This is a genomic window from Streptomyces sp. NBC_01314 (assembly GCF_041435215.1).
Classification (GTDB): Bacteria; Actinomycetota; Actinomycetes; order Streptomycetales; family Streptomycetaceae; genus Streptomyces.
The window spans coordinates 7,235,852-7,258,643 of record NZ_CP108394.1; the positions used below are offsets into that span (position 1 = coordinate 7,235,852).

Consider the following 22,792-nt stretch of genomic DNA (forward strand, 5'->3'; position numbering starts at 1 on the left):
GGCTCGGGAGACAGGTGTCAGGCGCGGCCTCCGACGCTGTAGATCACGTCGGTGGCGTCGGCGTCGTCGTAGATGATCACCCGTACGTCGGCGCCGTCGGCGATGTCCCGGTTGATCGGATCGGAGGCGCCGGTCGCCGAGTACACACGGGACAACCCGAGGCCCTCCACCCACAGGCGGGCGTAGATCCCGTCGCCGTCGGCCTTCGTGTCGTAGAGGTACAGCAGCTCGTCGTCGGGATGGAACTCGGCCTTCCCGATCAGGTCCCCGCCGTGCCGGAGCTCCGCCTTGGCCCCTATGCCGCCGGGGTCCTTCACGAAGAACGTGTTGTCGTGGCTGTCGTCCAGGAAGCAGCCGCTGTCCCACTCCTCCACCGGCAGGTCACCGTTCAGCCGGTTGCAGTTGCCGGTGTCCACCTGGGCGTACCGGCCGCTCGGGTCCGGGTCGTAGGCCTGGGCCGGCGCGGAGGTCGCCAGTAACGAGCCGGCGGCCACGGCGGTCGCGGCCAGCAGCCCGGCAGTCCTTCTGCGCAGCTTCATCATGTGTCTCCTCGTGTCGGCCGATCACGATCGGTGATGGCCATTCGTGATCGGTGATGGCCGTCCGACTATCGCCACGCACCCCGCCGACCAGCCAGAACTCCCGCGTCCCATTCCGTCGCGGGATGCGCGCCACGCCGTTGACCAGGAAAGACGTGGCCGGGACGGGACGGGCCTGGGACGCTGGGGTGGACGTGGCAAGGGCGTCTCCGGGGGTGAGGGTCTTGAACAGGCTTGACGGGGAACGGGAGTTGGCCGAGGCGCTACGGCGGCTGAAGGAGCGCGGCGGGCTCAGTTACCAGGAGTTGGGGCAACGGGTCTTCATCAGCAGCTCCACGCTGCACCGGTACTGCACGGGCAAGGGTGTACCGGGGGACTACGGCGCCGTCGTCCGGATCGCCAGGGAGTGCGGAGCGGATTCGGCCGAGCTGAACGACCTGCTGCGGTACTGGGAGGCGGCGACCGGGGAGGGGGCGGCGGACACCGGTTCCCCGGACACCGGTTCCCCGGACACCGGTTCCCCGGACACCGGTTTCCCGGCCGCGCGACCCGCTGGGCCGGCCTCGTCCGACGCCGCCACCGCGCCCACCGTGACGGCCTCGCCCACCGAGGCGGCGGCCCCGCCCGGCCCGAAGACGCGCACGGGCCGGCGTCGCCTGATCGGCCGGCTCGTCCTCGCCGTCGCGCTGGCGCTCGTCGTGCTGGGGGCCGCCGTCCTGCTCGTCCCGGACGGGCGCGGGGCGGACGGCGGTGTCGCGGTGCCGGCCGAGGTGGCGGCGAGTTGGACCCAGGAGCCGTTGCCGGTCGAACCCGAGCTGTTCGGAATGACGATGAACAGCTTCAGCGGGACCATGCCGGGGTTCCGGGTGGGCACGGTACGGCTGTGGGACAGCGAGACCCGCTGGTCCCAAGTGGAGCCCGAACGGGGCGAGTTCGACTGGTCCACCCTCGACCGGTTGCTCGACGGCGCCGAACGGCGAGGTCTGCCCACGGTCTTCGTCTTCGGCGGTGCGCCCCCGTGGGCCGCCCCGAACGGCCGCAAGGCCGCCTACAAGGAGGACTCCCGCGCCGCGCCCCCGGACGACCTGGCCGACTGGGACGCCTTCGTGCGCGCGGTGGTGCGGCACGCGGGCGACCGTATCGACGCGTACGAGACGTGGATCACGGCCAATCACCCGCACCACTACAACGGCAGCGTGGAGACGCTCGCAGAGATGACCCGTCGCGCGAGCCTCATCATCCGGCAGGAGGACGAGGGTGCGACCGTGGTCTGTCCCTCGATCACCGACCTCTGGGAGAAGAAGTCGCACGCGTACCTGCTCCGCTTCGCGGCGGCGGGCGCCTACCAGCACTGCGACGTGGCGGCCGTCAATCTCTACCAGCGGAGCGTCACGGATCCCCCGGAGACCCTGCTGGAGTCCATCCGGGACGTGGAACGGACCTTCCAACTCGCCGGCTACCACCTGCCGATGTGGCGGACGGGCACCACGCAGATGATCCAGCTGAACGACCCGCTGGACGCGGACAGGGCGGCGGACCACCTGGTCCGCCTCTACCTGACGACCGTGTACTCCCGGCGTGTGGAGCGCTTCTTCTTCTACGCCTGGGGCAACAGCAAGATCCCCCTCGTCGTCCAGGCCGAGGGCCAGCCGCCCACCAGGGCAGGGCTCCACATCGACCGGCTCCAGCAGTGGCTCGCCCGTGCCAAGGTCCGCTCCTGCGGCAACGGGGACGAGATCCGGCTGCCGGAGAACGTCTGGCAGTGCGAGTTCCTCGTCCCCGGCGAACACGGCACCCCGCGCCGAGCCCGCATCCGGTGGACCCTCTCCGGCACGGCCGACGTCCGGGCGGGCGCGGGGGCGTCCCGCGTCGACCACCTCGACGGCACCACCCGCGAGATCGGCGCCGAGGACTCCCTGCGGATCACCGAACGGCCGGTTCTGGTCCGGTACCGCTGAACCGGCGTGACGAGCGTTACGGGGCTGTACGTCTGGACGGGTGTCACTACCCGCCGGTACGGTTCCTCTGAGCAAGCGCTTAGCCGAGCCGGTCGGGCCCGGCAGGGCGCTTGGGCACATCCGAAGGTACTCAGGTGGAGGTGACGGCGGTGCGCCGTACGGTGTTCAACGAGGATCACGAGGCGTTCCGGGAGACCCTGCGTGCCTTCATCGAGGCCGAGGTCGTGCCCGTGTACGACGAGTGGTTCGCCGCCGGCCAGGCGCCGCGCGACTTCTACTACAAGCTGGCCGAGCTGGGTGTCTTCGGCATCCGCGTGGACGAGGAGTACGGCGGCGCCGGCATCGACTCGTACAAGTTCGAGGCCGTCCTGTACGAGGAGACCGCCCGCGCGGGTGTCACCTTCGGCGGCTCCGGTGTGCACGTGCTGCTCGGCCTGCCGTACGTCAAACTGCTCGCCACCGACGAGCAGAAGAAGCGCTACCTGCCGAAGTTCGTCTCCGGTGAGGAGATGTGGGCGATCGCGATGACCGAGCCGGGCACCGGCTCCGACCTCGCGGGCATGAAGACCACCGCCAAGCTCAGCGAGGACGGCACGCACTACGTCCTCAACGGCTCCAAGACCTTCATCACCGGTGGCGTCCACGCCGATCAGATGATCGTCTGCGCCCGCACCGACGCGCCCAGCGCCGAGGACCGCCGCCACGGCATATCTCTCTTCGTGGTGGACACCAAGTCCGAGGGCTACTCGGTCGGCCGCAAGCTGGACAAGCTCGGCCTGAAGACCTCCGACACCGCCGAGCTGGCGTTCGTCGACGTCAAGGTGCCCGTCGAGAACCTTCTCGGCGAGGAGAACAAGGGCTTCTCCTACCTCGGCCACAACCTCGCCTCCGAGCGCTGGGGCATCGCCTACGGCGCGTACGCGCAGGCCAAGGCGGCCGTCCGGTTCGCCAAGCAGTACGTGCAGGACCGGGTCGTCTTCGGCAAGCCCGTCGCGCACTTCCAGAACACCAAGTTCGAGCTGGCCGCCTGCCAGGCCGAGGTGGACGCGGCCGAGGCCGTCGCCGACCGAGCCACGGAGGCCCTCGACGCCGGTGAGCTGACGCCCGCCGAGGCCGCCAGCGCCAAGCTGTTCTGCACCGAGGTCGCCCACCGCGTCATCGACCGCTGCCTCCAGCTGCACGGCGGCTACGGCTTCATGAACGAATACCCGATCGCCCGCCTGTACGCGGACAACCGCGTCAACCGCATCTACGGCGGCACCAGCGAGATCATGAAGTCGATCATCGCCAAGGACATGGGTCTGTGACACGGACCGTGACACGGGTCCGTAAGGCCCCGGAAATTACTGTGCAGTACAACTGATCCCATGAGTCAGGTACCACTGCAGTCTCTCCTCGATCTGCTCGACCTCGAGCAGATCGAGGAGAACATCTTCCGCGGCCAGTCCCGGCCCGCCATCGTCCCCCGGGTCTTCGGCGGGCAGGTCGCGGCACAGGCGCTCGTAGCCGCCGGGCGGACGGTCCCCGCGGACCGGCTGCCGCACTCCCTCCACGCGTACTTCCTGCGCATCGGCGACGCCGGCGCGCCCATCGTGTACACCGTGGAGCGTATGAACGACGGCCGCTCCTTCACCGCGCGCCGCGTCGTCGCCGTCCAGCACGGCCAGCCGATCTTCGCCCTCTCCGCGTCCTTCCAGCGGTACGAGGACGGCCTCGACCACCAGGCCCCGATGCCCGCCGCACCCGACCCGGAGTCCCTGCCCACCGCCGATCAGCGGCTCCCGGCGTACGCGCTCGACCCGGCCGTCGTGGAGAAGATGCTGGAGGCACGGGCCGCCGTCGACCTCCGTTACGTCGACGACCCGCCCTACGGCCGCTACGGCGAGCCGCGTGAACCGCGCTCCCAGGTGTGGTTCCGGGCCAACGGCAAGCTCGACGACGACCCGCTCCTGCACGTCGTCCTCGCCACCTACGTCTCCGACATGACGCTCCTCGACTCCATCCTGCTCGCGCACGGGCGCGGCGGCTGGGCCGTCGGCGATGTCGTCGGGGCCTCGCTCGACCACGCCATGTGGTTCCACCGGCCGTTCCGCGCCGACGAGTGGCTCCTGTACGACCAGGAGTCGCCGTCCGCGTCGGCCGGCCGGGGCCTCGGCCAGGGCCGGATCTACACGCAGGACGGCCGGCTCGCGATCTCCGTGATCCAGGAGGGCGTCGTCCGCGTACCGAGGCCGAAGACGCCCTGACCTCGGGTGACCTCCTGACCTCGGGTGACTCCCGGGGTCGGGTGACCTCCCGGGAAGGCTCTAGCCGTCCTTGAGCCCCGCCTGCTCCAGCAGGTACGCCGACATCGGGTCGTAGTAGCGCGGGCTGACCACGTGGTCGTCGAGCGGGACCACGGCCTGGAGCGTGCCCTCGGACTCGCCGAGGAAGAGGGCGGGGTCGTTGGAGTCCGCGTAGCCGACGGAGTCGACGCCGAGCTGGCCGGCGCAGCCCGCCCAGCCGTGGTCGGCGACGACCAGGTCGGGCAGCGGGCGGCCGGCGCCCTCCAGGCCCCGCAGGATGGCACGCATCGGCTCGGGGGAGTGGGTGTGCCAGAGCGTGGCGCCGTGTTCGAGGACGGCGACGTCCGCGAACTGCATGACGTACCCCTCCTCCGTCTGCAGGCCGTCCGGGATGACGACGATCTCGCAGCCGGCCGCGCGCAGCGCCCGCGCCGTCTCGTGGTGCACCTGGAGCAGCCCGCCGGGGTGGCCGGTGGCGAACAGGACGCGCTGCGCGCCCTCCGCGGCCTTGCGCAGCCGGGCCGCCATGCGCTCCAGCGCGTCGACCGTCAGGTCCGGGTCGATGGTGTCCTGGCCGTAGCGGTACCCCGGGTCGTCGTTCACACCGACGCGCTCCGCCATCACGGCCAGCACGTCCTGCTCGTCGCTCCAGCGGTCCCCGAGCTCCAGGCCGAGCCAGTAGTGGCGGTTGCCGTTGGCCAGTTCGCGGTAGTGGGAGAGGTTGTTCTCGCGCGGCGTGGCGACGTCGCCCGCGATACGCGTCCGTACAAGGTGTTCGACGAGCTCGGCGCGGCTGGGGGTCCCGGGTATCGGCATGCGTCCATTGTGAGGCAGACGACTGCGGGAGTCGCGGGCGTCCCCGCCGCTGCGACCTGCGTCACTCTCCGGCGGACCGGTGGCCTCCGGCCGAAGGTCACTCCCGCCGCAGCGCGAACCACAACTCCATCCGTACGTCCGGGTCGTCGAGGTCCACGTCCAGCAACGCCGCGCACCGGCCGATCCGTTGGCGGACCGTGTTGCGGTGCACGGCCAGTGCCACGGCCGTACGGTCCCAACTGCCGTGCAGCGAGAGCCAGGTGTGCAGGGTCTCGGCGAGCGCGGCGGCACCGGGCGCGGTGTTGAAGGGGGCCAGCAGGGCCTGGGCGTGGGCGGTCGCGTCCGCCGCCGGCACCAGGTCGGTGAGGGCCGTGCGGGAGCCGTGCCGGACCAGCGCCGTTCGGGTCGCCCTGGCCCGGGCGAGAGCGCGGGCGGCCTGTATGTCGGCGGCCGTCCACGCGTGCGGCTCGGTGGGGGCGCTCACCCCGCACGTCCAGCCGGGCTGGGCGTCGACCTCGCGGTCGGCGGGGACGAGGACGCGGACGACGTCGCCGTGCGCGTCGACCAGCGCGGAGCCCAGGGCGGTGCCGAGCGCGGCGGCGGCGAGGGTGTCGGGGTGGGGGCCGTCCTCGGTGGGGTGGGCGTGTACGACGAGCCAGCGGGGGGCTCCGCCCAGGAGGGGGGCCACCTCATCGGGCGGGGCGCCCAGCAGCAGGCGGACGAGAGCGGACGCGCGTGCCGCACCCGTGCCGCTCTGTTGTTCGCCGGTGAGGAGGGAGAGGAGGACGGCTGCGACGGAGGCGATCGTGTGGTCGCCGGGGTCCCGGTGGGGGGTGGCCACGCCGAGGGTGAAGCCGTGCCCTTGGGAGGTGAGGGTGTAGGCGGCGAGGTGGGTGCCGTCGACCGTGTCCGTGGCGGAGGTGGGTGTGGAGGTGCGCGGGGAGGGGGGTTGTGGTGGGTTGGCGGGCGCGGGTTCGTCGGGGCTGGTCGCGCAGTTCCCCGCGCCCCTTGAGAGGCGGCCGGTGTTCTGAGCGGCAACCGGCTGTACCACCGCCGCCAGGCCGGCCAGGGCATCCGGCGTCGGTCCTCGCCCTGCCGTCGCCAGCTCCGCGCCGTCCGGGCCGTACAACACCGCCCGGCCGCCGACCCGCTGGGCCAGTCGCCGTAGGACCGCTCGTACCGGGTCCGGGCGGGACGCCGCCGCCGCCAGGCTCTGCTGGGCCTCGGTGACACGGCGCAGTTCCGCGTGCCGGGCTTGGGCCATCAGCTGCCACACCGAGCGGGCGACGCCCGAGAAGGTCGTCCGGGGCGGGACCTCGATCAGGGGCAGCCCGTAGGTGTCGCAGGCCGCGACCAGCGCCCTCGGGACGCTGTCGTGGACCGGGGCGACGCCGAAGCCGAGGGCCGCGCCGCCCGCCGCGACGATGCGGGAGACGTAGCCGTCGAAGTAGGTGCCGGACCCCGCGGCCTCCGGGATGTGGACACCGGCCGTCAGCAGCAGCTCGCCGCCGAGCAGGTACGGATAGGGGTCCGACATCTCCGAGGTGTGCGCCCAGTGGATGACCGTTCCCTCGTCCACCGGCCCGGCGATCTGGCGCAGGCCCAGGTCGTCGCGGGCGAGGAGGGCCGAGAGGGGCACGGGTGGGGTGGGAGGGACGGCCGGGGTGTGGGGTGCGGCCGAGTCCGGCATGGTGTGCGTTCCTTCCATCGGACACGGCGTGAATGGATGAAACGTACACTTCGCAGCCGCCTTCCCGCGGCCTAGGGTCGGTGCCCGTCACCAGTGGAGTCATCTCGGGTCGCACATATCAGCGCACAACCATGTGTGCCGACCGACGCGTATGCAGGAAGTAGGCAGCCCCCATGACCAGCAACGAGACGCCCCGCGGCCCGGTCGACCCGCCCCGCGGCCCGGTCGACTCCTCCCGCATCCCGCGCTACGCCGGTCCCGCGACCTACGCCCGGCTGCCGCGCCTCGACGAGGTGGGCCGCGCGGACGTCGCGGTCGTGGGGGTGCCGTTCGACTCGGGCGTCTCGTACCGGCCGGGTGCCCGCTTCGGCGGCAACGCGATCCGCGAGGCGTCCCGGCTGCTGCGCCCCTACAACCCGGCCCAGGACGCCTCCCCCTTCGCCCTCGCCCAGGTCGCGGACGCCGGAGACATCGCCGCCAACCCGTTCGACATCAACGAGGCGGTGGAGACGGTCGAGGCGGCGGCGGACGAGCTGCTGGGGACGGGGGCCCGCCTGATGACCCTCGGCGGCGACCACACCATCGCCCTGCCACTGCTGCGGTCGGTCGCGAAGAAGCACGGGCCGGTGGCCCTCCTCCACTTCGACGCGCACCTCGACACCTGGGACACCTACTTCGGCGCCGAATACACCCACGGCACCCCGTTCCGGCGGGCGGTCGAGGAGGGCATCCTCGACACCGAGGCCCTGTCGCACGTGGGCACGCGCGGCCCGCTGTACGGCAAGCAGGACCTCACCGACGACGAGAAGATGGGCTTCGGGATCGTCACCTCCGCCGACATCTACCGCCGGGGCGCCGACGAGGTGGCCGACCAGCTGCGCCAGCGCATAGGCGACCGCCCCCTCTACATCTCCATCGACATCGACTGCCTCGACCCCGCCCACGCGCCGGGCACCGGGACGCCCGAGGCCGGCGGCATGACCTCGCGGGAACTGCTGGAGATCCTGCGGGGCCTGGCCTCCTGCAACCTGGTCTCCGCCGACGTCGTCGAGGTGGCGCCCGCGTACGATCACGCCGAGATCACCGCGGTGGCCGCCTCGCACACGGCGTACGAACTCACCACGATCATGTCCCGTCAGATCGCGCAGGAAAAGAAGGACAAGGCAGCGCAGTGACCCACGACCACGACCTGGTACTCCGCCCGACGGCCGCCCAGACGGAGGCCGCGCTGAATCCTCCCCCCGGCCGCAGCGGCGGAGACCTGGTCGTGGAGACACTGGCCGGGCTCGGCGCGACGACGGTCTTCGGCCTCCCCGGCCAGCACGCGCTCGGCGTGTTCGACGCGCTGCGGCGGTCCGACCTGCGGTACATCGGCCTGCGGGTGGAGAACAACGCCGGGTTCGCGGCGGACGCGTACGGCCGCGTCACGGGTGAGGCGGCCCCGCTGCTGCTGTCCACCGGCCCCGGCGCGCTGACCTCACTGGCCGCGCTCCAGGAGGCGGCGGCGGCCTCGGCGCCCGTCCTCGCCATCAGCAGCCAGATCCCGACGGCGGGCCTGGGCGGCGGACGCCACGGCTACCTCCACGAACTCCCGGACCAGTCCGCCTCGTTCAGGGGGGTCGTCAAGTCCGTCCACACCGTCCGTACGCAGTCCCAGATCCCCTCCGCCGTCGCCGCCGCCTGGCAGTCCGCGCTGACCGCCCCGCACGGCCCGGTCTGGGTGGAGATCCCGCAGGACGTGCTGCTCGCCGAGACGTCGGTCCCGGTGGTGACGGGCGGCGACGCCTTCCCTGAGGAACTGCCCCCACGCCCCGAACTGACCGCACTGGCAGCCCACTTGCTGTCGTCCGCGACCCGCCCGGCGATCATCGCCGGCGGCGGGGTCGTACGGGCGGACGCGTCCGGCAAGCTGCGGCAGCTCGCGGAGCGGCTGTCGGCGCCGGTCGTGACGACGTACGGGGGGAAGGGCGCCTTCCCGTGGACGCACCCGCTGTCGCTCCGGTCCTGGCTGGAGGACCGGCACACCACGGACTTCCTGGAGGACGCGGATGTCCTGCTGGTGGTGGGATCGGGCCTCGGTGAACTGTCGTCCAACTACCACACGTTCAGGCCCCGGGGCCGGGTGATCCAGATCGAGGCGGACCTCGGGAAGCTGGAGGCGAACCACCCGGCGCTCGGCATCCACGCGGACGCCCGCCTGGCCCTTCAGGCACTGCTGGAGACGATCGAGGAGACGCGGGAGGACGCCTCGGCGCCGGAGCGGGTGCGGGAGGTGCTCGGGAAAGTCCGCGAGCGCATCGACGCCCAGGAACTCACCCTGGAGCAGGACCTGTTGGCGTCCATCCGGCGGGCCCTCCCGTCCCGCGCGCCCTCCTTCTGGGACATGACGATCCTGGCGTACTGGGCCTGGTCGGCGTTCGACCCGCGCGGCACGAACACCATGCACTCCGCGCAGGGTTCGGGCGGACTCGGCTACGCCTTCCCGGCGGCCCTCGGCGCGGCGGTGGCCGACCCGACCCACCCGGTCCTCGCCGTCTCGGGCGACGGCGGCGCGCTCTACTCGATCGCCGAACTGGCCACGGCCCGGCAGTACGACCTCGACGTCACCTGGCTCATCGTCGACGACGGCGGGTACGGCATCCTGCGCGAGTACATGACCGACGCGTACGGCGCGACGACCGGTACGGAGCTGACGCGGCCGGATTACGTCGCCCTGGCCGAGTCGTTCGGGGTACCGGGCCTACGGACCACCCCCGAGACCCTCGCGGACGACCTGGCCAAGTCCCTTGCGGCGCCCGGCCCTTCGGTGGTCGTGCTTCCGGCGGTACTGCGGATGTTCGCGCCGACACACGTACAGGGCTGACACCGGTCACCTCATCGGTTCGGCGTGACCGCGCGGCGGCGGTCACGCCGAACCGGAACGGCGGTCAGCGCAGAGTCGCGCCGAACATCGCGTCCGTGGCCGGGCCCGACACACCGCCGGGGCCGAACGCGAGGGCCGACGTGGTGGTCAGGCCGGTCGTGGTGCCCGGGAGGACCCAGACCGCTCCGTTGTCGCTGTTCTCGGCGGGGGCGCCGACAGCGAGGTCGGGGTGGCCGTTGCCGTTGAGGTCCAACAGGGCTGTGGTGGTACCGAACTTGTCCTCCGCCTCGGCGGCTCCGGGGACCCCGGCGGTGTTCTGGTGGAAGACCTTGGTGCCGGCGCCCGTGATGCCGTTGGCGGTGCCGGGGACCAGGGCGACCGAGCCGGTGTTGGTGATGCCGTCGACGTCCTCGTACGCGATGCCGAGGGCGAGGTCGGCGTATCCGTCGCCGGTGACGTCGGCGACCGAGACCGCCGAGCCGACGAGGTCGCCGTCCTCCTGCGCGCCGGGGAAGCCGGGGAGGCTCTGGTCGAAGGTCTGGACGTTCGCCTCGGACGGGCCGGTCGGGGAGCCGTAGGCCACGCGGACCTGGTCGGACCAGCCTTCGGCGCCCACGACCACGTCGTCGTAGCCGTCACCGTTCACGTCGCCGATGCCCGTGCCGGCCGGGTCGCGGCTCGTGTCGTCCCCGGGCACGAAGCCGCGGGTGAAGCCCGAAGCGCCGCCCAGGAGCAGGCGGTTGCCCCAGGTGCCGTCGCCCGTGTAGTGCCACTGGACCAGGTCGTCCCGGCCGTCGCCGTTGACGTCGCCGACCTGGCCGGAGACGACCGGGCCGGTGATGGAGGCGGGGCCGTTCTCGCAGCCGTGGCCGGTGGCGCAGGAGGCGTCCTCCTCGTACCAGCCCCACCACAGGGACTTGTCGAGGAGGGGGAGCACGGCTGCGGGCTTGCCGGCGCGGGAGATCGGGCCCTTCCACAGGGTCGCCGGGGCTCCCTCGGGGTCGTCGCCGGAGATGTCCTGCGCGGAGAAGAGCGCGAGGTCGGTCTTGCCGTCGCCGTTGAAGTCGCCCGCCTGCGGGGCCGCCCCGAACTTGGCGATGCTCGTACCGCCGGTCAGCCCGGAGGCCGACCCCCAGACGATCACGGAGCCCGCCGGGCCGCCCGCGATCACCAGGTCGCCGTAGCCGTCCCGGTCCAGGTCGCCCTTGGTGAACGTCGAGCCGAAGCGCTGGTTCGCGGTGGCGGAACCCGGCACGCCGCTCGTGGAACGGCTGACGAGCTTCTTGTTCGCCGTGGAGACCCCGTTCTTCGAGCCGTACATGACGGCCACATAGCCCGCCCTGGCCTTCCCGGACACCTTGGCGTTCGGGGCGCCCACGACCAGGTCGGCGTATCCGTCGCCGTTGAAGTCGTCCGCCACGCCCACCTTCGCGGGGGCCGCCGCGGCCGGGCCGAGCGACCAGGCGGTCAGGCCGCCGGTCAGTAGCGCCACCGCCGCGATGGGGGCGCTCACTCGTGCCGCGCGGGTGCTGCGTCGTGCTCCTGCTCGTGACATGCACGTGCCTTTCGGGTCGGTGGGGTCCGGCGGATCCGGCGGGCGGAAGTGCCGCGTCCGTGTAGTTCGACTCCAATAGGCCTTCACCGGTTGTGCGTTCGAATGTCATGGATGGGTAACTGACTGAGCGGAGTACCTCTGGACGTGACTTCGACGTGACTTCGTCCAGGGGTACTCGTGTGAGGTGTGAGGTGTGAGGTACGGGCCGGTGTCTACTTCACGTCCGACGCGTCCAGGCGGTAGACGCTCGCGGACTGGTTGTTCTCACTGGTTGTGGAACCCGAGTCCGACGTCGAGCTGCCGCCGTACTCGCTCGCGTCCACCGCCGTGCCGTTCTCCTGCACCCAGGCGGTCACCTCGGAGCTGAGGCCGGAGTCGCCGCCGCGGCCGCCCCCGCCGCCGAGCTGGATGTAGTGCAGTTCGCCGTTCTTCACCAGTTCCTTGAGCTTGGCGAGGGTCATGGCCTGGTCGCTGCCGGACCAGCCCCACATGGAGATGACGGGCTCGCCGCTGCTGAGGATGAGCTGGGACGCGCTCTGTGAACTCGACACCGCGAGCAGCCACTTGGCGCCGTCCTGGTTCTTCTTCAGGTAGGAGATCAGCTCGCTACTGGCGCCGCCGCCCATGCCGCCTCCACCGCCGCCGCCCATGCCACCACCGGGGCCGCCGCCCGTGCCGCCCTGCGGGGCCTGGCCGTCGGCCTGGCCGCCCTGTTGGGTCCCGTTCTGCTGGGTGCCGCCGGGTGTACCGCTCGGGGGCGTACCCATCTGACCGCCGCCCTGCTGCTGCCCATTGGCCTGACCGCCGGTCTGCCCGTTCGCCTGGCCGTTCTGTCCGCCGCCCGGGAACCCGCCGCCACCGGGACCGCCGCTCGCGCGGTTGCCGCCACCACCGCCGCCGAAGCCGCCCATGCCGCTGCCCGTCGTGGGCCCGGCGGTCGGGTTGGTGCCGCCCATGCCGCCGCCCGTGGCGGACAGTTCGGTGGCGGCGTACGCGGCCGGGCCCGCGACCGAGGCGACGACCGCCGCGGTGAGGGAGGCGGCCAGCAGCCGCACGCGGACGCCGGAGCCGCCGGAGCGGAAGACGACCAGGCCCACGACCGCGGCCACCATGACCACCGCGACGGCCGGCCACAGCCAGGTGTTCCACTCCGTCGCCCGGCGCAGCAGCACGACCGCCCACACACCGGTGACGGCGAACGCGGCCGGCAGCACCCACAGCCACCGCCTGTCCGCGCGGAAGGCGCGCAGCAGCATCACGCCGCCGCCCCCGCAGAGGGCCGCGATACCGGGGGCGAGCGCGGTCGTGTAGTACGGGTGCATCGTGCCCTCGGCGAGGCTGAAGGTGAGGTAGTGGAGCGCGGTCCAGCCGCCCCACATCACCAGTGCGGCGCGCGTGAGGTCCGTACGCGGGGCGCGGCCGCACAGCACCAGGCCGCCGATGAGCGCGATGGCCGAGAAGGGGAGCAGCCAGGAGATCTGGCCGCCGAGGACGTCGTTGAACATCCGGCCGAGACCCGCGGTGCCGGAGAAACCGCCGCCTCCGCCGCCCCCGCCTCCACCGTTGCCCTCGCCGCCGAGGATCCGGCCCAGGCCGTTGTAGCCCATGATCAGGTTCCAGGCGGTGCCGTCCGTGGAGCCGCCGATGTACGGCCGCTCGTCGGCGGGTACGAGGGAGACGGCCGCCGCCCACCAGAAGCTGGAGGCGGCGAGGGCGACGCCCGCGAGCAGCAGGTTGGTGATCCGCTTCACCAGGCCGGTGTTCGCCGCGTACAGGTAGACGGCGAAGACGGCGGGCAGGGCGATGTAGCCCTGGAGCATCTTGGTGTTGAAGGCGAGGCCGAAGCAGGCGGCCGAGCCGAGCAGCGGCAGCAGCCTGCCGTTGTGCACGGCGCGCAGTGCGAGGGCCGCGCCCGCCACCATCAGGAAGACGAGGAGGGTGTCGGGGTTGTTGTCGCGGTTGATGGCGACCGTGATGGGGGTGAGAGCGAGCACGAGCGCGGCGACGGCCGCCGCCCCGTGGCCCCAGACCCGCTTCACCGAGGAGTGCAGGATCCAGAGGCTGCCGAGCGCGGAGGCGATCAGCGGGGCCATCATCTGCCAGGTCCCGAAGCCGAGGACACGGCAGGACAGGCCCATCACCATCAGCACGAACGGCGGCTTGTCGACGGTGAGGAAGTTGCCCGCGTCCAGCGAGCCGAAGAACCACGCCTTCCAGCTCTGCGTGCCGCTCAGCACGGCAGCGCTGTAGAAGCTGTTCAGACCGGAGGAGGACAGGTTCCAGGAGTACAGCGCCGCCGCGAGGACCATGATCCCGATCAGGGCGGGGAGCGACCAGCGTGGCGCGGTCTCCGGCGGCTGTACGGGCGTGGCGGGCGGTGGCGGCTCGGAGGCCGGCGCCGACGGGGTCGGGACAGGCTCGGCGCTGTCGCTGGTGTGGGGGCGCGGATCGGTGGCAGATGTCACCACTGCACCGTGCGGTGACGGCTTGGGCGCGGACTGTGGTGTGGCTGGCAGCGGCCTGTGAGTTCACTCCGGCGGAAGTAAAGTGGGCCGCTGTGAACGCGCCGGTGGAAGTACCCGCGAAGGCGGCGAACCCCCGGCCGCCGGGCCGGGGGTTCGCCGTGTACGTCCTGCTCGTGGCGCGGCGCTGTGCCGTGGCCCGGCGTCTACCAGATCGCCTCGACCCACTCCGGGTGGTCGATGAACGGGTTGCGGTTGTGCTGGTAGGTGTCGTAGATGACCTGGTTGCGGCGCTCCTCGAAGGCGCTCGGCGGGTCCGCCTCGTTCCATGCCTTCAGGACGGAGAGCTTGCCCATGTACGGGTTGGAGCCGTTGTTGACCTTCTCGTTCGGCTCCAGGTCGGCGAAGCCGTCACCGCCGTCGTAGCGCACGGCCATGTAGAGGATGATGCGGGCCACGTCACCCCGGTCCGCGGCGCGCGGCGCGAAGGAGTCGGAGTCGACGGTGCTGCCGCCGCCGTTGGTGACGGTGCTGCCGCCGTTGTCGAAGTCGAGGTTGCCGCGGGTGCTGTTGACCTGGACGTCACAGGCGCGCAGGTGGTGCAGGTCGGTGCCCGGCCCGGTGACCTCGCCGAAGTCGCCGTGCGACTTGGCCCAGGTGTGCTCGCGGTTCCAGTCGCCGACGTCACCGCCGTTGAGGGACTTGCTGCGGGAGACACCGCTGTACAGCAGGAGCACGTTGCTGGTGTTGTTCGGGTCCTGGTCGGTGACCTTGAGCGCGTTCCAGACCGCGGAGTACGAGATCTTGGAGACGTTGGCGCTGATGATCGTGTGCAGGGAGGACTTCAGGGTCGTACCGGTCTTGCCGATCGCGTTCGCGTAGTACGTGGTGTCGTAGGCGGTCGTCGTCGCCGAGGCGGGGGAGGCCGTGGCGGCCGGGAGGACGATACCGACGAGCACGGCCGACGTCGCGAGAGCGACCGACTTCCAACTGCGTATCCGCGCAGCGGGCATGAGGGGTGTCCCTTCCCAGAGGGCCGCGCAGCACGAGGAGTTGCTTAGGGGAGTCTCGTTCTACGCGGGTTGACTGTGTGGGCAATCGAGAGATTGGCATGGACGGGTCAGTCCATGTGTTACGAAGGGAAGGCAATCTGGTGACGAAATGGCCAACGGGGCAACCCCCGTGCGCCAACTCCCCTGCCCGTGCTCCGAGTCAAGGGGGGACCCCCATTGACGTGGGGATTCAGGCGTGCTGGGCCTCTATGCGGCCTTGCGGAGTTGTCCGGTGCAGAGCAACCTCGACGGGGGATCAACCGTCTTCCCTACAGCGATCACGTCCGTCGTGGTCCGGTCCGCCCGCCCGCCCGACTCACCGGAAAGTCATGCTGCCCACCAGAAGAAGACCTGGCCGACCGAACAAGACAGCGGCCGGATAATTGATATCCATAATCTCGCGGGCGCTCCCGCGAATACGAAGCACGTTCGCGTCCACCACGTGGCGTCAACCGAGAATGATTCTGTGGGCCGCGGTGAGCGTCGCGGCCATCGGATTCATTCTCGCGCTGGAGATAGCCTCACGTGGCTACGGCCTGCCGGGGCCGATCACCAACCAGGCGCAAGAGGTGATATTCGCCCCCAAGTCGGGGCCGTTGCTGTACGCCAGCATGGCGCTGACGATGGTGGTGCTCACCTGGCGGCAACGGTGGATAACGGCCGGTGTCGCGATCGGAATCGACGTCGTCTTCTTTCTGGTGAGATGGGTTCTCGACGCGCCGATGATGTTCGGCAACGGCGCGCTGTGGGTGATCCTGGGCTGGGCGGTCATCGCCGTCACGCGCCGCACCGGCCGCGAACGGGTGCTGCTGCTGAAGGGCGTCGGGCTGGGCCTGCTGCTGGTGGCCGGCCGTAAGACCGGCGACGCCTGGCTGCTGATCACGTCCAAGACCCGCCCGTCGGTGCTCGACCCGTATCTGGCGACCGCCGACCACGCACTGGGCAACCCGTCGTGGCTGGTGGGGCGGATGGTCAGGGCCACCGGTCCGGTCGGCTCGCATCTTCTCGACTGGGTCTACATCCAGCTCGCGGTGGCCGCGGTCGGCGTCGCGCTCTATCAGCTGCGTCATGTGGCCGCCGAGCGCCGCTTCCCGCGCCACCATCTGGTGCGCACGTTCCTGGTGATCGGCCTCCTCGGGCCGGGCATCTATATGATCTTCCCGGTGGTCGGGCCGGTCTTCGCCTACGGCCCCGGCGCCTTCGGCACCGGCGGCGAGCACTGGGCACTGGCCAATTTGTGGCCCGACACGCCGCCGCCGATCGGTCCCCCGCACTCGATGCCGTACGACGAGATCACGCCACGCAATTGCATGCCCAGTCTGCATACGGCGTGGGCCACCGCGATTTTCATTCATTCCCGCGGCGGCCCCCGATTTCTGCGCTACGCGGGCACGTTCTGGCTGATCGCCACGCTTACCGCGACGCTGGGATTCGGCTATCACTACGGCGTGGATCTCATCGCCGGTGTTGTTTTCACGGTCACTATCGAGGCGGCCCTGCGCACGTTCGACCGGGGCTGGGACCGGTCGGGAATTCGGCTGGTCGCTTATGGCGCGACGGTGTTCGTCGCGCTTCTGCTGGCGTACCGTCACCTGCCGCTGGAGATGGCCCGACACCCGTGGGTTGCCGGACCGCTCCTCCTCCTGGTGATGGCGTCAGTGGTGTACGGCTTCGTACGGGTCGACAAGCGGTGGGTGCCGAAGTCCGTGCCGGGGCCGCGCCCGGAGCCACACCCGGAACCTCACCCCGAGTCCTCCGAGCCTTCCGAGCCCGCCGAGCCCTCCGAACCCCACCCCGAACGGCACCCGGAACTGGTGCGGGTTCCTCAGCCCCCCAACCGCTCCCGCAGTTCGCCGACATCGGCCAGGAACCACGTCTGACGGTTGCGGTTGCATTCGCGGACCAAGTCCCGCAGGGACGAACTGGCCGTCGTGTGGCGGGAGATGTCGCCGATGACGGCGAGGCCGACGCCGTACTGGACGAACTTCTGGATGATGTCGCCGGCCATGCGGGTGCGCAGTTCGAAGAACGCCTCGTCGAAACGCTCGACGGGGACGACGACCCAGGCGGCGCCCTGGTACCCGGCATTGCCGATGAGGTCCAGAGCGTCGCTCTCGCGGGCGATCGCCTCGCCCTCGGGGGCGCACATCAGGACGGACACGTCGTGGATCGTCTGCAGGGTGGTGGTCATGGGCGTCGAGGTTACTGTCCGAGTCCCCGCGCCGCCGTCCCCTTTGCCGCCGTCCGCCTCGCCGGGCGCGGGGGCTGCGAGCAGTTGCCGGCCGGCCTCCGCGAGGTGGTTCCGCAGCTGCGATCCGGGGTGCAGCTCGGCTTTGTCCGGGTTCTTGGTGTTCATGAGCGCCTATCCGACCCCGAGAAGAAGGGAACTGGCGTACAACTATCGCTCATCCTTACGAGTCAAGTGAGGTGAACCCGCCAGTGGTGGGTTCCAGTCGCTCAAGGGGATGGGAAGGGTTTGATGACTCACCGGATATCGGGGGTATCCCGGGTGTCGCGTTCGTCCAGGCGGACGCGTGTGGTCGCTGCGGGGATCGGGGCCGGGATGGCCGTGTCGTCGGCGGCCACGGCGTTCGCGCCGGCCGCCGCCGCGGCGCCGACACCGCAGGTCAGCTGTACGTCGAAGCAGGCCGGACTGGCCGAGAAGCTGCAGAAGGACATCACAGCCGCGCTGTCGAAGCGGAAGGGGACGGTGGCGGTCGGGCTGTACGACCGGGTCACCGGCACCACCTGCACGCTGCGGGGCGACACCGCCTTCGACTCGGCCAGCGTCGTGAAGGTCACCGTGCTCGCCGCGCTGCTGTACGACGCGAAGAAGAAGAACCGGTATCTCACCGACCGTGAGACCAAGCTCGCCACCGCCATGATCACCAAGTCGGACAACGCCTCCACCAGCACCCTGTGGAAGCAACTCGGACTGACCAAGATCAAGGCGTTCCTCACCGCCGCCAAGATGACCCAGACCAAGCCGGGCGCGGACAACTACTGGGGCCTCACCCAGATCACCGTCCGGGACGAGCAGCGGCTGCTCGCGCTGCTCACCGCGAAGAACAGCGTCCTGACCGACAACGCCCGCGCCTACGTCCTCAAGCTCATGAACAAGGTCGTCGCCGGGCAGCGCTGGGGTACTCCCGCCGGGGCGCCCTCCACCGTGAAGGTGCACGTCAAGAACGGGTGGCTGTCGCGCGCCACGCACGGCTGGCGGGTGCACAGCGTCGGCACGTTCGTCGGTGGCGGGCGTGACTACACGATCACCGTCCTCACCCACGGCAACCCCGACATGCAGTACGGGGTCAACACCATCCAGGGTGTCGCCAAGGTCATCCACAAGGATCTCGTGCCGGTCGCGAAGAGTGCCTCGGGTTCGCCGAGCGTGCAGCGGTACGTGCCCACCGACCAGCCGCAGGAGGCGACCGTGCCGGTGCCGGAGTCCGGTGCCGGCAGCGGCTGATGTCCGGACGTTCACGGCGAGGCCATCCGTGGATCACCGGCGTCGTCCTACCGTGACGCCATGCCTCTCAGAAGTCTCGTCGCGACCCTGACCGCAGGCCTGGCGGCGGCCACCACCTTCGCCGCCGCCGGGCCCGTCCACGCCGACTCGGCGCGGAGTCACGCCTGTTCGTCGTCCGTGTCGATCGAGGCGTACTCCGACGCCCTGGACAAGACGACGTACGCGGGCACCTTCGTCGGGAACCTCTCCGGCCTCGCCGTCGACCGCGGCGGCTCGCTCCTCGCTGTCTCCGACAGGTCCTCCCTCTTCGCCCTCGACGGCCGCACGCTCCGGCCGAGGGGCGTCGTCCCGCTCGCCACGGAGACCGGCGCCGCGCTCGACTCCGAAGGTCTGGCCGTCGACCGCGACGGCACCCGGCTCGTCACCTCCGAGACCGAGCCGTCCGTACGGCGGTACGACCGGCAGGGGCGGCTCCTTGGCGGCCTTCCCGTGCCCGACGCGCTGAAGGTGGCCCCGGCCGGCCGGGCCGTCGCCAACCAGACCTTCGAAGGGCTCACCCTCCTGCCCGGCGGGCGCACTCTGCTCGCCTCGATGGAAGGCTCCCTGTCCGGCGACACGGCCGGGGTCGTCCGCTTCCAGACCTGGCAACGGCACGGCGGCGCACGGGACTTCGGGCTCTCCGCCCAGTACGGCTACCGCGCCGACACCGGACTCGGCGTCGTCGAGGTGGCGGGCCTCCCGGGCGGGCGACTGCTGGTGCTGGAGCGGGGCTTCACCGCCGGGGTCGGCAACACGGTCCGCCTCTACGCCGCCGACACACGCCGCGCGACCGACACCAGCGGCGTCGACGTCCTCACCGGACAGGACGGTGACGGCGTACGGCTCGTCCGTAAGACCCTCCTCGCCGACCTCGTGCACTGCCCCTCCCTCGGCGCCACCGCCAAGCAGCCCCAGCCCAACCCGCTGCTCGACAACATCGAGGGGATGGCCGTCACCGGGCGGCAGCGGCAGCAGCACGAGGGGCAGCAGCACGAGGGGCGGGGGCCGGGACGGGGATCGGTACCGGGACGGGGATCGGTACCGGGATGGCTGGACGTGGTGCTGGTCAGCGACGACAACCAGAACGCCGTACAGACGACCCGCTTCTACTTCCTTCGGGTCCGCGCGGCCTGAACCGCTCCGGTTCCGTGGCCGCCTGAGCCCCGCCCGTGCCCGTACGCCGGTGAGCGGGCGTCAGCTCTGCTGCTCGCAGTCGCAATCGGCCGCCGCCCCGTCCTCCAACAGGCCGCTCTTGGCGGTGAGATAGGCGAGCTGGGCGCGGCTGTTGCTGCCGAGCAGATCGCCGACCTTCTTGAGGTGGCTGGCGACGGTACGGGCGCTGATGCCCAGCCGGCCGGCGATGGCGGCGTCGGTGTAGCCGTCGACCATGAGGCGCAGCACATGCAGCCGGGTCTCGTCGGTGAGCAGCGGGGGGCGCTGCTGGTCGTGCTCGTAGACGACCGGCTTCGCCCGCTCCCAGGCGTACTCGAAGGCGGAGACCAGGAAGTGCACCACGCCGGGGTCGGTGACCTTGAGGGCGTGGGTGCCGTGGTCCTTGCCCATGTCCGGGATGAACGCCACGGACCGGTCGCAGATGATCATCCGGTCGAAGACCTCGTCGACCGTACGCACCTCGACGCCCAGGTCGGTGACCTGCTTGATGTAGTCGAGGGTCGGGCCGTGGGCGCGGACGGTGTGCTGGTAGAGCGTGCGCTGCTTGACGCCCTTGCGATGCGCCTCCAGCGTGCGCGGCAGCGCCTTGACCAGAACCTCCTCGGGGCGCCGGCCGCCGGGGTGCGCGGTCAGCAGCTCGTTCCTCGTGCCCTGGATCGCCTCGTCCAGCGCGGCGGTGATCGCCGGCGCGGGCGTGAGGCGCTGGGAGGACTCGTTCTCCTTGCGGCGGGCGGTGCGGTAGACGCTCTCCGCCTGCGACATCGACGCCCGTACGGCGGCCAGGGCCTGCTGCTGTTCCAGGATCAGCCGTTCCATCGGGTGGGACAGCGCCGCGGTCGCCACCGAGGGCGGGATCGGCACCAACGCCTCCGGGTCGTCCACCGCGGGCGCCACGAGCCCGAACGCGCTCACACAGCCGGGCGCCTCCGCGCGCGGGGCCCTTCCCGCCAGCAGCGCGGTGCGATAGAACTCGATGCCCTCAGCGCACACCTCCGCATGGGTCTCGGCGCCCCCGCGTATGTCCGACTCTCCGCACATGCCCGCCCCCTTCAGATTCCTGCAGTGCACGATCATGACCCCTTCAATCGCTTCCGGCAACCGGCAGCCCACGGCATGCTCTTCATGTGGGCAGCGGCGGAGAGCCGCAAGTCCGAGAATTCTTCTGGGGGGTACGGGAAATGAAGTACATGCGCAGACTTGCCGGGGCGCTCGCTTTTGTCGCCGCCGCGGTGCTGACTCTTTCTGCCGCCGCCGAGACGGCCGACCGCACCACGGTCGCCAACGCCCAGGCGTCCAACGCCCCGGGCGACCCCGGCTGGCCCTGAACCGTGGCGCCGACCGCGTCAACGCGGGTAAGGCCCACGTAAAACGCGCGTAGATCCAGTAGCGCGCTCACATGACGACCGCATGACGATCGCGTGGCGGGCGTGTGACGCTCACGCTGCGCCGACCCGATGCGCACGCGGTGTTCGCGCCCCGGGGGGTCGTGACTGACAGTCGTCAGGTCGTGGTTCACGCGTATGAGTTCGCAAAGAAAGCGGTTGACGGGGACCCGTCCGCCCGGATCGATGTCCATTCGATGTCCGGTGAATTCGGCCTGCCGGTTCATGGGTTCCTCCGGCAGTCGGTTTCATTTTAAACCAATGAGGGAGACCGAGGAAATGACCACCGCCATTGCCGCACCGAAGTGCTTGGTGTGCGACACCGAATTCGAGGTCCAGGAGGACTGGGAAAAGGGGGAGATCACCGAGTGCGCGGCCTGCGGGCAGGAGCACGAGGTGGTCGAGAAGTCCGCCACCGGCGCGCGTCTCGATCTCGCCCCCGAGGTGGAAGAGGACTGGGGCGAGTGACGACCGCCGATCAGGTCCTGCTCTCGGTGACGATGCTGCGTCCCGAGGAGAAACTGCTCCTCGGGGCGCTGCGGGCCGAGGGACTGACGGCCCGGCCGTTGCTGATGGAAGATCTGGCGGAGGTCGTGGCGGGCCGCACCGGCGGCCCACCCGCTCTCGCCGTGATCCGCAACCTGTCCCACCGGGACGCCATCAACGTCTCCCGGCGGCTGGAATACGCCGGGGTGACCACCCTCAACCGGTCCTCCGTCATCGAGGCGTGCAACGACAAGGGACTGCAGTCGCTGCTGTTCGCACGCCACGACATCCCGCATCCGGTCACCCGGCATGCCTTCAGCTACGACCAAGTGCGTTCGGCCGTAGGCGAGTTGGGAATGCCGGCCGTCGTCAAACCCGTGAGCGGGTCGTGGGGGCGGGGGGTCACCAAGATGGCCAACGCGGAGTGTGTCGAGGCGTGGGCCGGCGGGCGGGAGTCCGCGGACGCGACCGGGAAGCTGTTTCCCGTGGTCGTGCAGGCGTACGTCGACAAGCCGGGGCACGATCTGCGGGTCGTGGTCGTCGGACGGACTCCTGTGGTGGCGATTCAGCGGGTGTCGGACGACTGGCGGACGAACACGCATCTCGGGGCTCGTGTTCAGCGGGTCGAAGTGACCGCCGAGATCGACAAGTTGTGTCAGCAGGTGGTGGATGTGCTGGGGCCCGGGTTCTACGGGGTGGACCTGGTGGAGGACCGGGCCGCCGGGGAGCTGCTGGTCCTTGAGGTGAACGCCAATCCTGAGTTCGCCAAGTCGTCCGCGACGCATGGGGTGGATGTGGCGGGGCTGTACGCGGAATTCGTGGCCGAGCAGTTGTCGGTGACCGCGACCGTCTAGCCGGCGGGCGTTTTTGCTCGCCCCCGCCGCCCCTACCCGTCCCTCCCCCACTCTCGGCTTCGCTCGAGCGGGAGGTGCCCCCATCGAAGGGCTGCGCCCCTGCGACCCCCCATCCCCGAGGGGCTGCGCCCCTGCGACCCCCATCCGCGGGTCCGGTGGGGGGCTGGTC

The 22,792-nt window shown here is 70.8% G+C and carries 19 protein-coding genes; 11 read left to right on the forward strand and 8 right to left on the reverse strand.

Annotated features, from left to right (window positions below; translation table 11 throughout):
* Positions 1–17: 17 nt before the first annotated feature.
* Positions 18–539 (reverse strand): hypothetical protein, encoded by a 522-nt coding sequence (locus OG622_RS31975; protein WP_371580081.1) that lies wholly within the window; start codon positions 537–539, stop codon positions 18–20.
* 224 nt (positions 540–763) lie between these two features.
* Here OG622_RS31975 and OG622_RS31980 point away from each other — a divergent pair, with 224 nt between their 5' ends.
* The 3 genes from OG622_RS31980 (at position 764) to OG622_RS31990 (ending at position 4,743) form a co-directional block, all read left to right on the forward strand.
* Positions 764–2,497, forward strand: a complete 1,734-nt coding sequence (locus OG622_RS31980; protein WP_371580082.1) for a helix-turn-helix domain-containing protein — start codon at positions 764–766, stop codon at positions 2,495–2,497.
* A gap of 149 nt (positions 2,498–2,646) precedes the next feature.
* Complete coding sequence (locus tag OG622_RS31985) at positions 2,647–3,804, forward strand: acyl-CoA dehydrogenase family protein (protein WP_371584289.1); 1,158 nt, start codon at positions 2,647–2,649, stop codon at positions 3,802–3,804.
* A 60-nt stretch (positions 3,805–3,864) separates the two neighbouring features.
* Positions 3,865–4,743, forward strand: a complete 879-nt coding sequence (locus OG622_RS31990) for an acyl-CoA thioesterase (protein WP_371580083.1) — start codon at positions 3,865–3,867, stop codon at positions 4,741–4,743.
* Between the two features lie 60 nt (positions 4,744–4,803).
* Here the strand turns inward: OG622_RS31990 and OG622_RS31995 are convergent, their stop codons facing one another.
* Together OG622_RS31995 and OG622_RS32000 are read right to left on the reverse strand one after the other, a co-directional pair.
* On the reverse strand, positions 4,804–5,598 hold the full coding sequence (locus OG622_RS31995; RefSeq protein ID WP_371580084.1) for a phosphatase: 795 nt from the start codon (positions 5,596–5,598) through the stop codon (positions 4,804–4,806).
* A gap of 97 nt (positions 5,599–5,695) precedes the next feature.
* Positions 5,696–7,288, reverse strand: a complete 1,593-nt coding sequence (locus OG622_RS32000) for a helix-turn-helix domain-containing protein (RefSeq protein ID WP_371580085.1) — start codon at positions 7,286–7,288, stop codon at positions 5,696–5,698.
* A gap of 173 nt (positions 7,289–7,461) precedes the next feature.
* Between OG622_RS32000 and speB the strand changes: the two genes are divergently transcribed.
* Positions 7,462–8,463: an agmatinase gene (speB, locus tag OG622_RS32005; protein ID WP_371580086.1), complete on the forward strand. Its 1,002-nt coding sequence runs from the start codon at positions 7,462–7,464 to the stop codon at positions 8,461–8,463.
* A complete protein-coding gene (locus OG622_RS32010; RefSeq protein ID WP_371580087.1) occupies positions 8,460–10,151 on the forward strand; it encodes a thiamine pyrophosphate-binding protein in 1,692 nt (563 codons plus the stop codon). Before speB ends, OG622_RS32010 begins: the two co-directional genes overlap by 4 nt.
* Before the next feature lie 64 nt (positions 10,152–10,215).
* On the opposite strand, the gene OG622_RS32015 is transcribed toward OG622_RS32010, so the two are convergent.
* The 3 genes from OG622_RS32015 to OG622_RS32025 form a co-directional block, all read right to left on the reverse strand.
* Positions 10,216–11,706, reverse strand: a complete 1,491-nt coding sequence (locus OG622_RS32015) for an FG-GAP-like repeat-containing protein (RefSeq protein ID WP_371580089.1) — start codon at positions 11,704–11,706, stop codon at positions 10,216–10,218.
* A gap of 212 nt (positions 11,707–11,918) precedes the next feature.
* Complete coding sequence (locus OG622_RS32020) at positions 11,919–14,171, reverse strand: ArnT family glycosyltransferase (protein WP_371580090.1); 2,253 nt, start codon at positions 14,169–14,171, stop codon at positions 11,919–11,921.
* A 203-nt stretch (positions 14,172–14,374) separates the two neighbouring features.
* Complete coding sequence (locus OG622_RS32025; RefSeq protein WP_371580091.1) at positions 14,375–15,181, reverse strand: endonuclease I family protein; 807 nt, start codon at positions 15,179–15,181, stop codon at positions 14,375–14,377.
* Positions 15,182–15,678: 497 nt separating this feature from the next.
* On the opposite strand from OG622_RS32025, the gene OG622_RS32030 reads away from it, so the two are divergent.
* Positions 15,679–17,100 (forward strand): phosphatase PAP2 family protein, encoded by a 1,422-nt coding sequence (locus tag OG622_RS32030; protein ID WP_371580092.1) that lies wholly within the window; start codon positions 15,679–15,681, stop codon positions 17,098–17,100.
* On the opposite strand, the gene OG622_RS32035 is transcribed toward OG622_RS32030, so the two are convergent.
* A complete protein-coding gene (locus OG622_RS32035) occupies positions 17,046–17,411 on the reverse strand; it encodes a DUF4180 domain-containing protein (protein ID WP_371584290.1) in 366 nt (121 codons plus the stop codon). The genes OG622_RS32030 and OG622_RS32035 overlap by 55 nt on opposite strands.
* Before the next feature lie 288 nt (positions 17,412–17,699).
* On the opposite strand from OG622_RS32035, the gene OG622_RS32040 reads away from it, so the two are divergent.
* Positions 17,700–18,689 carry a serine hydrolase gene (locus tag OG622_RS32040; protein ID WP_371580093.1) on the forward strand — a complete coding sequence of 330 codons (990 nt, stop codon included), beginning with the start codon at positions 17,700–17,702 and terminating at the stop codon, positions 18,687–18,689.
* A 60-nt stretch (positions 18,690–18,749) separates the two neighbouring features.
* Positions 18,750–19,862, forward strand: a complete 1,113-nt coding sequence (locus OG622_RS32045; RefSeq protein ID WP_371580094.1) for an esterase-like activity of phytase family protein — start codon at positions 18,750–18,752, stop codon at positions 19,860–19,862.
* A 60-nt stretch (positions 19,863–19,922) separates the two neighbouring features.
* Here OG622_RS32045 and OG622_RS32050 read toward each other — a convergent pair whose 3' ends face one another.
* A complete protein-coding gene (locus OG622_RS32050) occupies positions 19,923–20,939 on the reverse strand; it encodes a LuxR C-terminal-related transcriptional regulator (protein WP_371580095.1) in 1,017 nt (338 codons plus the stop codon).
* Between the two features lie 149 nt (positions 20,940–21,088).
* On the opposite strand from OG622_RS32050, the gene OG622_RS32055 reads away from it, so the two are divergent.
* The 3 genes from OG622_RS32055 to OG622_RS32065 all read left to right on the forward strand — a co-directional run bounded on the left by OG622_RS32055 (position 21,089) and on the right by OG622_RS32065 (position 22,623).
* On the forward strand, positions 21,089–21,226 hold the full coding sequence (locus OG622_RS32055; protein ID WP_371580096.1) for a hypothetical protein: 138 nt from the start codon (positions 21,089–21,091) through the stop codon (positions 21,224–21,226).
* Positions 21,227–21,562: 336 nt separating this feature from the next.
* Positions 21,563–21,751: a lysine biosynthesis protein LysW gene (locus OG622_RS32060; protein WP_371580098.1), complete on the forward strand. Its 189-nt coding sequence runs from the start codon at positions 21,563–21,565 to the stop codon at positions 21,749–21,751.
* Positions 21,748–22,623, forward strand: a complete 876-nt coding sequence (locus OG622_RS32065; protein ID WP_371580099.1) for a RimK family alpha-L-glutamate ligase — start codon at positions 21,748–21,750, stop codon at positions 22,621–22,623. Before OG622_RS32060 ends, OG622_RS32065 begins: the two co-directional genes overlap by 4 nt.
* The last annotated feature ends 169 nt before the right edge of the window (positions 22,624–22,792 follow it).

Bases quoted from the DNA above. Each gene is read 5' to 3' on its own strand.
- OG622_RS32045 (WP_371580094.1), top strand. From the start codon at position 18,750: ATGCCTCTCAGAAGTCTCGTCGCGACCCTGACCGCAGGCCTGGCGGCG.
- OG622_RS32025 (WP_371580091.1), bottom strand. From the start codon at position 15,181: ATGCCCGCTGCGCGGATACGCAGTTGGAAGTCGGTCGCTCTCGCGACG.
- OG622_RS31995 (WP_371580084.1), bottom strand. From the start codon at position 5,598: ATGCCGATACCCGGGACCCCCAGCCGCGCCGAGCTCGTCGAACACCTT.
- OG622_RS32040 (WP_371580093.1), top strand. From the start codon at position 17,700: ATGACTCACCGGATATCGGGGGTATCCCGGGTGTCGCGTTCGTCCAGG.
- OG622_RS32030 (WP_371580092.1), top strand. From the start codon at position 15,679: ATGATTCTGTGGGCCGCGGTGAGCGTCGCGGCCATCGGATTCATTCTC.
- OG622_RS32050 (WP_371580095.1), bottom strand. From the start codon at position 20,939: ATGTGCGGAGAGTCGGACATACGCGGGGGCGCCGAGACCCATGCGGAG.
- OG622_RS32035 (WP_371584290.1), bottom strand. From the start codon at position 17,411: ATGACCACCACCCTGCAGACGATCCACGACGTGTCCGTCCTGATGTGC.
- OG622_RS31975 (WP_371580081.1), bottom strand. From the start codon at position 539: ATGAAGCTGCGCAGAAGGACTGCCGGGCTGCTGGCCGCGACCGCCGTG.
- speB (WP_371580086.1), top strand. From the start codon at position 7,462: ATGACCAGCAACGAGACGCCCCGCGGCCCGGTCGACCCGCCCCGCGGC.
- OG622_RS32015 (WP_371580089.1), bottom strand. From the start codon at position 11,706: ATGTCACGAGCAGGAGCACGACGCAGCACCCGCGCGGCACGAGTGAGC.
- OG622_RS32000 (WP_371580085.1), bottom strand. From the start codon at position 7,288: ATGCCGGACTCGGCCGCACCCCACACCCCGGCCGTCCCTCCCACCCCA.
- OG622_RS31990 (WP_371580083.1), top strand. From the start codon at position 3,865: ATGAGTCAGGTACCACTGCAGTCTCTCCTCGATCTGCTCGACCTCGAG.
- OG622_RS32060 (WP_371580098.1), top strand. From the start codon at position 21,563: ATGACCACCGCCATTGCCGCACCGAAGTGCTTGGTGTGCGACACCGAA.
- OG622_RS32055 (WP_371580096.1), top strand. From the start codon at position 21,089: ATGCGCAGACTTGCCGGGGCGCTCGCTTTTGTCGCCGCCGCGGTGCTG.